The organism is Romboutsia lituseburensis DSM 797, assembly GCF_900103615.1.
GTDB classification, from domain to species: Bacteria; Bacillota; Clostridia; order Peptostreptococcales; family Peptostreptococcaceae; genus Romboutsia_F; species Romboutsia_F lituseburensis.
In genome coordinates this window covers 1-15188 of sequence record NZ_FNGW01000011.1, presented here as the reverse complement: position 1 = coordinate 15188, position 15188 = coordinate 1, and the positions used below count along the sequence as shown (strand labels likewise).

The window sequence follows — 15188 nt, the reverse complement described above, 5'->3', positions numbered from 1 at the left end:
GTATACTTATTAGGAGGTAGATGATATGAATGCTAATTTAGCGATAACTACTAGACAGTATGATGAAAATGGAAGAGTTGATACTATAAGGTTAAATACAAAAGCAGAGGCATATAATAAAAATAATGATATATATGTGGTTTATAAAGAAGAGGAAGATGGAAATAAAGTAACAACAACAATAAAAATTTGTGATAATGAAGTTAGTATAAAGAAATTTGGTACAACCAATTCTAATATGGTATTTCAAAAAAATGAAAAAACAGAAACTAGATATAGAACTCCACAGGGATTATTTATAATAGAAATAGATACAAAAGAATTAAAAATAGATAAAAATGAAGAAAATTGCATAAAATTAAATATAGATTACGATATTAAAATTATGGATTTATTTAAAGGTAGAAATAAAATAGAAGTTTTAGTGGAAATAAAAGAATAATGTTGTAATACAAAAAACAATGTAGAAATAGCTAATTATATAAATTTTATAAAGGTAGTTAAAGTACTACCTTTTATTTAATTTATTTGGTATTATAATAATTATACTAAACTTTGTATCTTTTAAAAAAAGTTACAAGGGTTTATGGTTTTTTTATAGAAACTATACATAAAAGTTAATAAAAACTAGATGTAAGAGGTATATATATGATTTTTGAAAAAGTACTAGGTACTATAAATAAATATAATTTGATAGAAGATGGAGACAAAATAGTATTAGGACTTTCTGGAGGGCCAGATTCAGTTTGTTTATTACATATACTGTATAGACTTAAAGAAAAAATGAACATAGAGGTATATGCAGCACATCTAAATCATCAAATACGAGGATTAGAAGCACAAAAAGATGCATTGTACATATCACAAATTTGTGAAGATTTAGGAATTACATCTTTTGTTAAAGCTATAAATGTTCCTGAGTATTGTAAAGAACAAGGAGTATCTTTAGAGGAAGGTGCAAGAACTCTTAGATATGAAATGTTTGAGGAAATAAAACAAAAAACTAAATCAAATAAGATTGCCATTGGTCACAACCGTAATGATCAAGCGGAAACTGTTTTGATGAGGATTATGAGAGGAACAGGACTTCAAGGATTAAGAGGAATAGAGTATATAAGAGACAATAAAATAATAAGACCTATTTTGGATATAGAGAGAAGTGAGATAGAAGCATATTGTGAAAAGTATGAACTAAATCCGAGAATAGATAAGACTAATTTAGAGAGTATATACACTAGAAATAAAATAAGGTTAGAATTAATACCTTATATGAAGGATAATTTTAATCCAAATGTAATAGAATCTATAGTAAGAATGACTAACAGTTTAAAAAGTGATAGTGACTATATAGATTTAGAAGCAGAAAGAAGTTTTAAAGAAGTATCTACTCTTAAAGAAGATTCAGTAGAAATCAGTTTACCTAAATATTCTAACTTACATAATGCTATAAAGGTTAGAATATTAAGAAGTGCAATAAAGCATATAATTGGGGATACTAATTTCGTAGATCAAAAACATATAGAGGATATTATTGAATTAGAGTGTGAAAGCAAACTAAACAAGATGTTAAATCTTCCAAGAGGAATTTTTGCATACAGAAGAAAAAATATCATAATATTAACTACAAAAGAAATAGTTAGTGAAGAGATAGATTTTTGCTATAATATACCTAGCAATGGATTTATCAAAATAAAAGAGTTAAACTTAGTTTTAGAAACCCAAAAAATGAGTATAGATAGATATAAAAGTATAAAACTAGATAAAACATCTAAAGGGTTTGATTTTGATAAAATAAAAGGGGGTATCGTTGTAAGAAGCAGAAAGCAAGGTGATAAGATAAAACTTGCTGGAGGAAGTAAAAAAGTTAAAGACTTATTTATAGATTTAAAAATCCCAAGAGAAGACAGATGCAAAGTTCCTGTAATAACAGATGATGAAGGCATCCTGTGTGTAGGTGATTATAAAACTAGTGAAAATTATAAAATTGATTCAGAAACAAAAGAAGTCTTAAAGATTAGCTTTAAGAAACTTTAGAATAAAACAATGTATGAAAGGAGGGCTTCTTTTGAATAAATTTTTCAAGGGAATCGGTTTCTACCTACTAATTTTTATAATCATAGTAGGAATAGTGCAGTTCTCAGGTAAGCCAACAGAGAAAATACAACAATTTGAGTTTTCAAAAATGTATAGAGAGTTATCAGAAGGAAATATATCTAAGCTATATTTCATAAATGATACTGCAGTAGAGGGAACTATAAAAGACACAAATACTAAATTTAGATCATATGTACCAAAAGAAGTAATGGGAGATAAATTTGCTAATGAGGTATTACAACAAGTAAAGGAAGGGAAAGTAACATCATTAGGTGGAGAGCCTAAACCTTCTGCACCGTGGTTTGTAGAAATGCTACCTACATTACTATTAATATTCTTTATGGTAATTCTTTGGTTCGTATTTATGAATCAGTCTCAAGGTGGAGGCGGAAAAGTAATGAACTTTGGTAAATCAAAAGCTAAAGTACATAAAGATGATGAAAAAACTAGAGTTACGTTTAAAGATGTAGCTGGATTAAATGAAGAAAAAGAAGATTTACAGGAAGTCGTCGACTTCTTAAAAAATCCTAAAAAATATATTGATTTAGGTGCAAGAATACCTAAAGGTATACTTATGGTAGGTCCTCCAGGTACAGGTAAAACATATTTATCAAGAGCTGTTGCAGGTGAAGCCGGAGTACCATTTTTCAGTATAAGTGGTTCTGATTTCGTTGAAATGTTTGTTGGGGTAGGAGCATCTAGAGTTAGAGACTTATTCGAACAAGCTAAAAAGAATGCACCTGCTATAATATTCATAGACGAAATTGATGCAGTTGGTAGAAAAAGAGGAGCTGGTCTTGGTGGAGGACACGATGAAAGAGAGCAAACTCTTAATCAATTACTAGTTGAAATGGATGGATTTGGTGTTAACCAAGGAATAATAATAATGGCTGCTACAAATAGACCTGATATACTTGACCCAGCGTTACTTAGACCAGGTAGATTTGACAGACAGGTTGTTGTTGGAGCACCAGATGTTAAAGGTAGAGAAGCTATATTCAAAGTTCACTCTAAGAACAAACCATTAGCTGATGATGTTAATGTTGAAGTCTTAGCAAGAAGAACTCCTGGATTTACTCCTGCTGATATAGAAAACTTAATGAATGAAGCTGCTATATTAACAGCAAGAAAAAGAGAAAAGAAAATACAAATGGAAACTATAGAAGAAGCTATTACAAAGGTTATAGCTGGTGTTGCTAAGAAGTCTAGAGTTATAAGTGAACCAGAAAGAAGACTTACTGCTTATCATGAAGCAGGTCATGCGGTTTGTGCTCATGTACTTGAACATGTTAGTCCTGTTCATCAGGTTACTATAGTACCAAGAGGTAGAGCTGGTGGATTCACTATGCAATTACCTGTAGAAGATAAATTCTATGCTACTAAAAATGAAATGAAAGAAAATATAATAGTATTACTTGGTGGTAGAGTTGCTGAGGAATTAGTTTTAGATGACATATCTACAGGAGCATCTAATGACTTAGAGAGAGTATCTGCTACTGCTAGAGCTATGGTTACTAAGTATGGTATGAGTTCTAAGCTTGGTCCAATGACATTTGGAGATAGCAATGATGAAGTATTCTTAGGAAATAGCTTTGGAAGTAAACAAAACTATTCTGAAGAAGTTGCTTCTGAAATAGATAGGGAAATAAGTGCACTTGTAGATGCTTCGTATAAGAAGACTAAAAAATTATTACAAGATAATATGGATAGATTAGAGTATGTAGCTCAAGCGTTACTAGTTCACGAAACTTTAGACGCTAGTCAATTCCTACAAGCATTTAATAAAGAGTTATCTTTAAAAGTAGAAGAAGATAATAAAGAAACATCTGCATTAACAGCAGAAGAAAATTCTTCTGAAGAAGTTAAAGTTGATTTAGATTTAGCTAAAAAAGAAGTTATAGTAAATCAAGTAGATGAAACTAAACAAGATAATGATGAAAATAAATAGATAAAAAAGTAGAACCTAAAATTAGGTTCTATTTTTTTTATGCTAAATACAAAAAAATAGTAATATTTATAAAAAAAATCGCTATGTATTAAATATAACGAGTAATTAAATTTATATTAGCTCTAAATTTATTATTAGGTAAATGGAGAGGAGAAAAAATGAATACACAACAAGAAACTATTAAAAATTCTTTAGGGAAGTGGGAAGAAACAAAAGTTAAAAAAACACTAAACAGATTTCCAGAAAGAAAGGAACAATTTACATTAGACACAGATGAAGAAGTTAAAAGATTGTACACGCCGTTAGATGTAAATGTAGATTATGAACAAGAACTTGGATACCCAGGTCAATACCCTTTTACTAGAGGTGTACAACCTACTATGTATAGGGGTAAATTGTGGACAATGAGAATGTATGCAGGATTTGCAACAGCAGAAGAGTCTAATGAAAGATATAAATATTTAATAGAACAAGGATCTAAAGGTTTATCTGTTGCATTTGATTTACCTACACAGTTAGGATATGACTCTGATGAAAATATATGTAAAGGAGAAGTAGGTAAAGTAGGAGTTGCTATAGATTCTTTAGGGGATATGGAAGTGTTATTTAAGGATATACCTTTAGATAAAGTATCTACATCAATGACTATAAATGCTCCTTCTTCTGTGCTTTTAGCAATGTATATAGCTGTAGCTAAAAAGCAGGGAGTTTCAGTAGACAAGTTAAGAGGTACAATTCAAAATGATATATTAAAAGAATATGTTGCTAGAGGAACTTATATATTCCCAGTGCAACCATCAATGAGATTAACTACAGATATATTTGAGTATTGCTCAAAAGAATTACCTAACTGGAACACTATAAGTATATCTGGATATCATATAAGAGAAGCAGGGGCTAATGCAATCCAAGAAGTTGCATTTACATTAGCAAATGGTATTGCATACGTAAATGCTGCAATTAATGCAGGGCTAGATGTAGATGATTTTGCACCTAGGTTGTCGTTCTTCTTTGCTTCACACAATAATTTGTTAGAGGAAGTAAGTAAATTTAGAGCTGCAAGAAGATTATGGGCAAAGATAATGAAAGAAAGATTTAATGCTACTAATCCTAAATCATGTATGCTGAAATTCCATACTCAAACAGCAGGTTCAACATTAACTGCTCAGCAGCCAGATAATAATATCATGAGAGTTACTATGCAGGCTTTAGCGGCTGTTTTAGGTGGGACACAATCATTACATACTAATTCTAGAGATGAAGCTCTATCATTACCTACAGAAGACTCTGTAACGATAGCTCTAAGAACTCAACAAATAATAGGTGAAGAAAGTGGTATATGTGAAACAATAGATCCTCTAGCAGGCTCTTATTATGTTGAAAGTCTAACTGATCAAATAGAAAAAGAAGCTATGAAGATTATAGAAAATATAGATTCTATGGGTGGGTCACCAAAAGCTATAGAAAATGGATATATACAAGAAGTAATTATGAAGAGTGCTTATAAATACCAACAAAAAATAGAAAATAAAGAAAAAATAATTGTAGGTGTTAACAAATATACATCACAAGAACAAGAAATAAAAGGACTTCTTAAAGTAGATGAAGTAGCTGAAAAAACACAAATATCAAAATTAAGTAAATTTAAACAATCTAGAGACAACGAAAAAACAACTGCTGCCTTAGAAAAATTAAGAAATGCATGTAATACAAATGATAACATGATGCCATATATAATTGAGGCAGTAGAGTCATATGCTACATTAGGGGAAATATGTAAAGTTATGAGAGAAGAGTTTGGAGAATATGTTCAAGGTGATGTATTTTAGGGGGGAATAGAATAATGAGACCTATAAGAGTATTAGTAGCAAAACCAGGTTTAGATGGACATGACAGAGGGGCTAAAGTAATTGCAAGGGCATTAAGGGATGCTGGAATGGAAGTGATATATTCAGGATTAAGACAGACACCTGAAAATATAGTTCAAATTGCTATACAAGAAGATGTGGATGTAGTCGCTATGAGTATATTATCTGGAGCGCACAATCACTTACTACCTGCTGTAGTAGATTTAATGAAAAAAGAAGAAATATATGATGATATATTAGTATTAGCAGGTGGAATAATACCTGAAGAAGATATACCGAACTTAATAGAAAAGGGTATATCAGTAGTATTTACTCCTGGTACAACAACAGAAGAAACAATAAAATTCATAAAAAATAATTTGAAAAGAAGCCTGTAATTTTAATTTATGGATAAATTAATAAAAAATTTACTTCAGGGGAGTAAGAAAGATTGTGCCAGGGCAATAAGTATAGTAGAAAATAGAAGTAAAGGGTATGAAAGATTGTTAAAAGAAATATTACCGTATACAGGTAATTCATATATAGTTGGTATAACAGGACCTCCTGGTGTAGGAAAATCTACATTTACAAAAGAAGTTGTTAAAGAAATGATTAAAGATGGATATAGCATAGGTATCATAGCTATTGATCCAACAAGTCATTTTACAAAGGGAGCTATATTAGGAGATCGAATAAGAATGACTGAATTAACTTCTAACAATAAAGTGTTTATTAGATCTATGGGGTCTAGAGGTAGCTTAGGTGGAACTACAAACTCTATATTATCTGTAATAAAAGTACTAGAAGCTTATGGATGTGATTATATATTTATAGAAACAGTAGGTGTGGGTCAATCAGAAGTAGATATAGTTAATATATCTGACACTGTTGCTATTGTTTTAATGCCAGGTATGGGAGATGATATACAGGCTATTAAAGCAGGAATAATGGAAATTGCAGACATATTTGTAATAAATAAAGCAGACAAAGATGGTGTATCTAAAACTAAAACAGAAATAGAAAATATGTTAAGTTTTAAAAATGATTGGGAATTTAGACCTAAAGTTAGTTTAGCTATATCAAATAAGGGTGAAGGAATAAATGAAGCTATAGATAATATAAAATCTCATAAATTATTTTTAGAAAATACAAATAAGCTTATGAATAAAAAAGCTATGAGAGATTATAAAGAAATGGATGATTTTGTTCATATAAAATTAGAAGAAATGTTAAATAAAGTATATAAACAAATTAACATACAAGAAAAAATACAACAAACAGAAGGCTCAACGTTAGATATATATACTATGGCTGAAGATGTTATACAGTCATTAAAAAAGTGAAAATAATGGGAGAATTATTATGAATATAAAAAGAGTTGATCATATAGGTATAGCTGTACCTAATTTAGATGATGCTATAAAATTTTATGAAGATATATTAGGAATTAAATGTGAAGGAAAAGAAACTGTAGTTGAACAAAAAGTTAATGTAGCATTTTTACCGGTAGGAGATACAGAAATAGAATTGCTAGAGGGAACAGATGAAAATAGTGCAATTTATAAATATATTCAAAAAAATTCTGGAAGAGGAGGCATACAACATATAGCATTAAATGTGGACAGTATAGAAAGTGCTATCCAAGAATTTAAAGATAAAGGTTATATAATGCTAGATAACACATTTAGATACGGAGCAGGAGGAGCTAAAATAGCATTCTGTCACCCTAAGGGAACATATGGAACGTTAATTGAATTAACTGAGAGATAAAATTAAACCTCACTATATTTTAAATGGATTAAATATAGTGAGGTTTTTTATTTAGTAAACGTAAGGAAATATTTTGAAATTTAGCTATAAAATAATTATTCTTAAGGTATAATTACTTATTAGATGTACAAATTACATTAGATAGAGGTGTAATATGAGAGAAAAAATAATTGAAACTATATTAAATAATCAAGATGAATTTATTTCAGGCGAGGAATTATCCAAGCAATTAGGTATATCTAGAGCTGCAGTATGGAAACATATAAAAGTTTTAAAAGAACAAGGTTATAATATTGAATCTGTTAATAAAAAAGGATATAAACTAGTAAAAAAACCTGATGACCTATTAACATATAATAATATTTGCCATGAGCTAGATACTAATTTTATGGGAAGAAAAATAGAACATTTTGATACTATCTGTTCTACAAATGATTATGCTAAAAGTATAGCTAGTGAATCTTTGGATGGAACTATTATAATAAGTGAAGAGCAAACTAAAGGAAAAGGAAGATTAGGTAGACAGTGGCATTCAAAAATATCAGAAGGTATATGGATGAGTGCTATATTAAAACCTAACATATCACCGTATAAAGCACCATTTATAACATTAATAGCTGGTGCAAGTATAGTTAGTGCATTAAACAAGTTAGGTGTAAATAGTCAGATAAAATGGCCTAATGATATAATTATAAACAATAAAAAAGTAGCAGGAATATTAACTGAATTATCAGCTGAAATTGAAAGAATAAATTATATTGTGTTGGGGATTGGTATAAATGTAAAAACTATGGAGTTTTCCCAGGAAATATCGGAAATTGCCACATCTTTATATAAAGAAAATTATCGAATATCTAGAGTTGATATAGTTAGAAGTATAATAGTGGAATTTGAAAGACTATACTTAGATTATATAAATAAAGGTTTGAAAGAAAGTACTTTAAAAATTTGTAGAGAATATTCAGCTATAATAGGTAAGGAAATATATATACTCCAAGGTGATTCAAAAGAATTAGTTAAATGTATTGATATAAATGATCAAGGTAATTTAGTTATAAAAGACAACTCGGATAAAACAAGAGAAATAATGTCAGGAGAAGTTTCTATAAGGGGAGTTAAAGGTTATGTATAATAACATATTAGACGTAAAAGGTCTAAAAGTAGGTCAAGTAGAAGATTTAGAAGGTCTTACAGGTTGTACAGTTGTAATTTGTGAAGAAGGTGCTGTATGTGGAGTAGATGTAAGAGGTGCAGCACCAGGTACTAGGGAAACTGATTTGTTAGATCCTATAAATATGATTCAAAAAGTGCATGCAGTTGTGTTATCTGGTGGATCTGCATTTGGATTAGAATCTACTTGTGGTGTAAGCAAGTACTTAGAGGAAAAAAACATAGGATTTGATGTAGGAGTAACAAAAGTTCCCATAGTAGTAGGAGCAGTTTTATTTGATTTAGTAGTTGGAGATCCAAAATGTAGACCTAATATAGAGATGGGTTATAAAGCATGTGAATTAGCCAATAATACAGAACTAAAACAAGGTAATTATGGAGCAGGTTGTGGTGCTACGGTAGGTAAAATAAGAGGGCCTCAATATGCTATGAAGGGTGGTATAGGGAGTTACTCAGTAAAATTACCTAATGGACTCGTGGTTTCTGCCCTTATAGCAGTTAATGCTCTAGGAGATGTATATGAAAATGGAAAAATAATAGCTGGTGTATTAGATGATTCTAAAACTAAAGTATTAAATACATATGAAATTATGAAAAATGGTGTTACTAAAGGTGGCTTTAATATAGATAATACTACTATAGGGATAGTAGCTACTAATGCTAAACTTACTAAAGCTGAGTGTAAAAAAGTTTCTCAAGTGGCTCATAATGGATATGCAAAAACTATATTTCCTATACATACACCGCACGATGGTGACACTATATTTACTATGGCAACAGGTGAAATAGAGACAGATATGACTTTATTAAGCTCGATAGCTACAGAAGTTGTAGAGAAGAGTGTAATAAATGCTATAAAAAATGCTAATTCTGTAAAAAATATACCTGCATACAAAGATATAATCTGTGAATAAGAATTGTTGACAATGTCATTTGCTATTGATAAAATTGTTTTTGTTATAGCAGGCAACTACTGTAAATTTAGTGGCTGACTTTAACAAGAAAAATCAAAGCAATTCAAATTCTAAATTAAAAGTCCGGCATCTTTTATGAGCTGGAACGGAGGTGTATCTTTTTATGATGAATTCAAAATCATCAAAAGTTGAGGCGTCAGATATGACGATGGTCCAACCACAAGCTAGAAAGAAACTAAATGTAAGAAGGATGACAGTAATAGCAGTATTATCTTCTATTTCTATTATGTTATCTATGGTACCTGGGATAGGGTATATTCCTATAGGACCTACTAATGCAACTATAATGCATATTCCTGTAATAATAGGAGCTATAGTTGAGGGGCCTGTAGTTGGAATGGCAGTTGGTTTTATATTTGGGTTAACGAGTATGCTTAGAGCATTAACAATGCCTACTATAACTTCGTTTGCATTTATAAATCCATTAGTGTCTATAATTCCGAGAGTATTAATAGGTATTGTGGCCTATTATGTTTATCAATTAGTTGTAAAATTAACTAAGAGTGTATGTTTATCTGGATGGTTATCTGGGTTAATAGGTTCCTTAGTTAATACAATAGGTGTCTTAGGAATGATATACATATTGTATGGAGAAAGATATGCAAAAGCTCTAGGAGAGAGTGCTTCTGCAGCTAAGACCCTTATATTAACAATAGCAACTACAAATGGAATTCCAGAAGCGGTTGTTGGAGGATTTCTTGTATCTGCTGTTGCAGTTGTACTCAAGAAAAGGAAAAAATAGAAGGAAGGTTAAAATATATGCTTTTAGTATTTGACGTTGGAAATACCAATATGGTGTTAGGTATATATAAAAATAATGAGTTAATAAAATATTGGAGAATAAACACTGATAAGGATAAGACATCAGACGAGTATGGTATACTTATAAATAATTTATTCCAATACGAGAATATAGATATGAAGGCTATAGATGATGTTATAATATCTTCTGTAGTTCCGAATGTAATGCATTCACTAGAAAACTTCTGTATAAAATATTGTAATAAACAACCTAAGGTTGTTGGACCTGGTATTAAAACAGGACTTAACATAAAATATGATAATCCAAAGCAAGTTGGAGCAGATAGAATAGTAAATGCTGTTGCAGGGATAGAAAAGTATGGTTATCCACTAATTATAGTTGATTTTGGAACAGCTACTACATTCTGTGCAATATCAGATAAAGGAGAATACTTAGGAGGAACAATAGCTCCAGGTATAAAAATATCTAGTGAAGCTTTATTCCAAAGAGCATCTAAACTTCCTAGAGTTGAACTAGCAAAGCCAGGTTCAACAGTATGTAAAAGTACAGTGTCAGCTATGCAGGCTGGAATAATATATGGATATGTTGGTTTAGTTGACAAAATAATAGATATGATGAAAAAAGAACTAAACTATGATGATATAAAAGTAATTGCTACTGGTGGGTTATCTACGTTAATAGCATCAGAAACAGATAGCATAGATAGTGTAGATAGATTCTTAACATTAGAAGGATTAAAGTTAATACACGATAAAAATAGAGAATAGCAGTAAGGGAATTGGGTTATATACCCAGTTCCTTTTTTGTGATAATAGGTAAACTTATGGATATATATAATAAAAATTAACATTATTAGGAGGACACAAATGATAAAAATAGGTAATCTTGAATTAGACAATAAAGTTTTTTTATCTCCTATGGCAGGAGTTACAGACCTTCCTTTTAGGCTGATATGTAAAGAACAAAATTGCGGTATGCTTTACACTGAAATGATAAATGCTAAAGCATTATGTTATGATGATGAAAATACTAAAAAAATGTTAAAAATAGAAGAAGCAGAACATCCAGTTGCAGTTCAAATATTTGGTTCTGATCCAGACTTTATGGGAAGAGCTGCTGAGATAATGAATGAATATCCAAATGAAATATTAGATATAAATATGGGATGTCCAGCGCCTAAGGTTATAAAAAATGGAGATGGCTCAGCTTTAATGAAAAATCCTAAATTAGCAGAAGAAGTTTTAAAAGCAGTTGTTAAAAATTCTAAAAAACCTGTAACTTTAAAAATAAGAAAAGGATGGGATGATAATAGTATAAATGCTGTTGAAATTGCGAAAATAGCAGAGGCGAGCGGTATAAGTGCGCTAGCTATACACGGTAGAACTAGGGAACAATACTACTCAGGAAAAGCAGATTGGAATATAATTGCAGAAATAAAGAATAATATAGGTATACCAGTTATAGGAAATGGAGATGTTTTTAGTGTAGAGGATGCTAGAAATATGTTAGACAAAACCAATTGTGATGCTATAATGATAGGTAGAGGTGCGCAAGGAAATCCTTGGATATTTAAGAGAATTAATCATTATATGCAAACAGGAGAAATATTACCGGAGCCTGCATTAGAGGAGAAAATAAATACAGCTATAAAACATTTAGATCTTGCAGTTAAAGAACATGGAGAATATATAGCGGTAAGAGAAATGAGAAAACATATAGCTTGGTATTTAAAAGGTCTTAGAAATTCAGCAAGAATAAGGGATGAAATTAATAAGATAGAAAGTCACCAAGAAGTTGTAAATAGGCTTAATGAGTACATGCAAGACTGCTTGACATTAGAATAATAGTAACTTATAATATAGCGCATAAATTAAAACCAAGTATATAAAATTTTAAAATAAAATTGGGAGAAATCCCAAATACATAGTGAAGGAGTTGTAGGGGTTATGGAAGATAAGAAAGAAATACTGTTAACTCAAGAAGGATACGATAAGTTAGAGGAAGAGGTAGAACTTCTAAAAACTGTAAGAAGAAGAGAAGTAGCTGATAGAATAAAAGTAGCTATATCTTTCGGAGATATATCTGAAAACTCTGAGTATGATGAAGCTAAGAACGAGCAAGCTCAAGTAGAAGAAAGAATAATGAAGCTAGAAAATATGATAAGAAAAGCTGTTATCATAGATGAAAGCAAAATAGATAGTAATGTAGTTACAATAGGATCTATCGTTAAAGTAAATGATGTCGAATTCGATGAAGAAGTTGAATACACAATAGTAGGTTCAGCAGAAGCAGATCCATATGAAGGAAGAATATCAAATGAATCTCCAGTAGGAAAAGCTCTTTTAGGAAGAACTATAGGCGATGTTGTAGAAGTACAAGTACCAGATGGAGTAGCACAATTTAAGATATTAGAAATAAGAAGATAATTATTATAATTGGGAGGAAAGAAAATGAATAATGATCAACAAAATGTTAGCAATGATCAATTACAAGAAGACCTTAGTGAAGTTCTTCAAGTAAGAAGAGACAAATTAGCTAAATTACAAGAAATGGGAAGAGATCCTTTTAAAGTTAGTAGATATGATAGAACTAGTAATTCTATGGAAATAAAAGATGATTTCGAAAACTTCGAAGGAAAAATAGTTAAAATAGCAGGACGTATAATGAGCAAGAGAATCCAAGGAAAAGCTGGATTCATCGATATACAAGATCAAGAAGGTAGAATACAATGCTACGTTAGATTAGATAGAATAGGTGAAGAAGAATACGCTGTATTCTCTACATATGATATAGGGGATATAATAGGTGTTGAAGGTGAAGTATTCAAAACTAAAAAAGAAGAGATATCTGTAAAAGCTAATGAAGTTGTATTATTATCTAAATCTCTTCAAATATTACCAGAAAAATATCATGGATTAAAAGATCAAGATTTAAGATATAGACAAAGATATGTTGACTTAATAGTTAACCCAGAAGTAAAAGATGCATTTATGACTAGAACAAAAGCATTAAAAGCTTTAAGATCTTACTTAGATGAAAGAGGATTCTTAGAAGTTGAAACACCAATATTAAACACTATAGCTGGTGGAGCTAATGCTAGACCATTCATGACTCACCACAATACATTAGATATACCTATGTATATGAGAATAGCTAATGAATTATACTTAAAGAGACTTATAGTAGGTGGATTTGATAAAGTATATGAAATGGGAAGAATGTTCAGAAATGAAGGTATGTCTATAAAGCATAATCCTGAATATACTGCTATAGAATTATATCAAGCTTATGCAGATTATACAGATATGATGGAAATAACAGAAAATGTTGTTGCTCATATGGCTGAAGCTGCAACAGGAAGCATGAAAATAAACTACCAAGGAACTGAAATAGACTTTACTCCTCCATGGAGAAGAATGACTATGGAAGACTGTGTAAAAGAATATACAGGTGTAGATTTCTCTACTATAAATACAGATGAAGAAGCTTTAGCTGTTGCTAAGGAAAAAGGAATAGAGTTAACTCCTGGAATGAGAAGAGGAGAGGTTATAAATGCATTCTTCGAAGAATTCGGAGAAGATAAATTAATTCAACCTACTTTCATAACACATCATCCAGTTGAAGTATCACCACTTGCTAAGAGAAATGTAGAGGATCCAAGAAGAACTGATAGATTCGAAGCTTTTGCAAATAAATGGGAGTTAGCTAATGCTTTCTCTGAACTTAATGACCCAATAGATCAAAAAGGAAGATTTATGGATCAATTAAGAAAGAAAGAGTTAGGAGACGATGAAGCTTGTGACATGGATGAAGACTTCATAAATGCTTTAGAAGTAGGTCTACCTCCTACAGGTGGTCTAGGAATAGGTATAGATAGAGTTATGATGTTATTAACTAATGCTCCATCTATAAGAGACGTTATATTATTCCCAACAATGAAACCATTAGGAAAAAATTCAGACGAAGAATAATAGATAAAAGATATCTCTGGAACAGAGATATCTTTTTTTATGTATAAAATAATAAAAAACGAAGAAAATAAGTAGGGAAAATTTTATTATAGTAATTATACGATAAAAACAGTTACCAAATAAAACAAAGATTTTAACAGTAAACTTTAAAAATTACTAAAGAAAACTAGAAGTGTAATAGGATTACTGATAAAAAACATAATAAAAAAAAGTAAATTGCAGATATATAGAATAATTTTTATAAAGGAAAGTATCATTAAAATAAAGAAAGGTATATAAAAATATAAATTGGGGGTATGTAATATGTCACAAGTTATTAATTGGATTTGTTTGATTTGTATTACTTTTCTTATAATGGATATAATGGTATTTTTTTGTAAAGATGTTATGTGTATAATGAAATCTTCTACCAAGAAAAAACGTACAAATATTGCTAAAACTAATGTTAAGGTTAATGAGTATGTTTATGAAACTAAAATAGCAAAATAAAATTTATAAAAAAACAAAAAAAGTTTAAAAAAACTATTGACGATTTAAAAATGAGATGGTATAGTTATACTTGTCCTTAAGAAAAGGGCAAAAACAAAGAAAAACTCGCAAGAGTTAATGATAAGAACTTTGAAAATTAAACAGTAGGTTAATTTATAGAAA

The 15188-nt window shown here is 30.2% G+C and carries 15 protein-coding genes; all 15 read left to right on the top strand.

Annotated features, from left to right (window positions below; all coding sequences use genetic code 11):
• Window positions 1-25: 25 nt before the first annotated feature.
• The 15 genes from BLP75_RS15385 to BLP75_RS15315 all read left to right on the top strand — a co-directional run bounded on the left by BLP75_RS15385 (window position 26) and on the right by BLP75_RS15315 (window position 15026).
• Complete coding sequence (locus BLP75_RS15385; RefSeq protein ID WP_092727425.1) at window positions 26-442, top strand: YwiB family protein; 417 nt, start codon at window positions 26-28, stop codon at window positions 440-442.
• Between the two features lie 206 nt (window positions 443-648).
• Window positions 649-2034, top strand: a complete 1386-nt coding sequence (tilS, locus tag BLP75_RS15380) for a tRNA lysidine(34) synthetase TilS (protein ID WP_092727424.1) — start codon at window positions 649-651, stop codon at window positions 2032-2034.
• Between the two features lie 31 nt (window positions 2035-2065).
• Window positions 2066-4042 carry an ATP-dependent zinc metalloprotease FtsH gene (gene ftsH, locus BLP75_RS15375; protein WP_092727423.1) on the top strand — a complete coding sequence of 659 codons (1977 nt, stop codon included), beginning with the start codon at window positions 2066-2068 and terminating at the stop codon, window positions 4040-4042.
• Window positions 4043-4200: 158 nt separating this feature from the next.
• Window positions 4201-5871, top strand: a complete 1671-nt coding sequence (locus BLP75_RS15370) for an acyl-CoA mutase large subunit family protein (RefSeq protein ID WP_092727422.1) — start codon at window positions 4201-4203, stop codon at window positions 5869-5871.
• Window positions 5872-5885: 14 nt separating this feature from the next.
• Window positions 5886-6287, top strand: a complete 402-nt coding sequence (locus BLP75_RS15365; RefSeq protein WP_092727421.1) for a cobalamin B12-binding domain-containing protein — start codon at window positions 5886-5888, stop codon at window positions 6285-6287.
• Between the two features lie 9 nt (window positions 6288-6296).
• Complete coding sequence (meaB, locus tag BLP75_RS15360; protein WP_092727420.1) at window positions 6297-7232, top strand: methylmalonyl Co-A mutase-associated GTPase MeaB; 936 nt, start codon at window positions 6297-6299, stop codon at window positions 7230-7232.
• Window positions 7233-7251: 19 nt separating this feature from the next.
• Window positions 7252-7659: a methylmalonyl-CoA epimerase gene (gene mce, locus BLP75_RS15355; RefSeq protein ID WP_092727419.1), complete on the top strand. Its 408-nt coding sequence runs from the start codon at window positions 7252-7254 to the stop codon at window positions 7657-7659.
• Window positions 7660-7813: 154 nt separating this feature from the next.
• Entirely contained in the window at window positions 7814-8791 is a 978-nt protein-coding gene (locus tag BLP75_RS15350) for a biotin--[acetyl-CoA-carboxylase] ligase (protein ID WP_092727418.1), read from the top strand.
• A complete protein-coding gene (locus BLP75_RS15345; protein WP_092727417.1) occupies window positions 8784-9743 on the top strand; it encodes a P1 family peptidase in 960 nt (319 codons plus the stop codon). The genes BLP75_RS15350 and BLP75_RS15345 overlap by 8 nt, the downstream gene beginning before the upstream one ends.
• Window positions 9744-9906: 163 nt before the next feature.
• On the top strand, window positions 9907-10545 hold the full coding sequence (locus tag BLP75_RS15340; RefSeq protein WP_330385829.1) for an ECF transporter S component: 639 nt from the start codon (window positions 9907-9909) through the stop codon (window positions 10543-10545).
• 17 nt (window positions 10546-10562) lie between these two features.
• Window positions 10563-11333 (top strand): type III pantothenate kinase, encoded by a 771-nt coding sequence (locus tag BLP75_RS15335; protein ID WP_092727416.1) that lies wholly within the window; start codon window positions 10563-10565, stop codon window positions 11331-11333.
• A 102-nt stretch (window positions 11334-11435) separates the two neighbouring features.
• Entirely contained in the window at window positions 11436-12410 is a 975-nt protein-coding gene (gene dusB, locus BLP75_RS15330; protein ID WP_092727490.1) for a tRNA dihydrouridine synthase DusB, read from the top strand.
• A 102-nt stretch (window positions 12411-12512) separates the two neighbouring features.
• Window positions 12513-12992 (top strand): transcription elongation factor GreA, encoded by a 480-nt coding sequence (greA, locus tag BLP75_RS15325; protein WP_092727415.1) that lies wholly within the window; start codon window positions 12513-12515, stop codon window positions 12990-12992.
• Window positions 12993-13016: 24 nt separating this feature from the next.
• A complete protein-coding gene (lysS, locus tag BLP75_RS15320; RefSeq protein ID WP_092727414.1) occupies window positions 13017-14537 on the top strand; it encodes a lysine--tRNA ligase in 1521 nt (506 codons plus the stop codon).
• A 303-nt stretch (window positions 14538-14840) separates the two neighbouring features.
• On the top strand, window positions 14841-15026 hold the full coding sequence (locus BLP75_RS15315; protein ID WP_092727413.1) for a hypothetical protein: 186 nt from the start codon (window positions 14841-14843) through the stop codon (window positions 15024-15026).
• The last annotated feature ends 162 nt before the right edge of the window (window positions 15027-15188 follow it).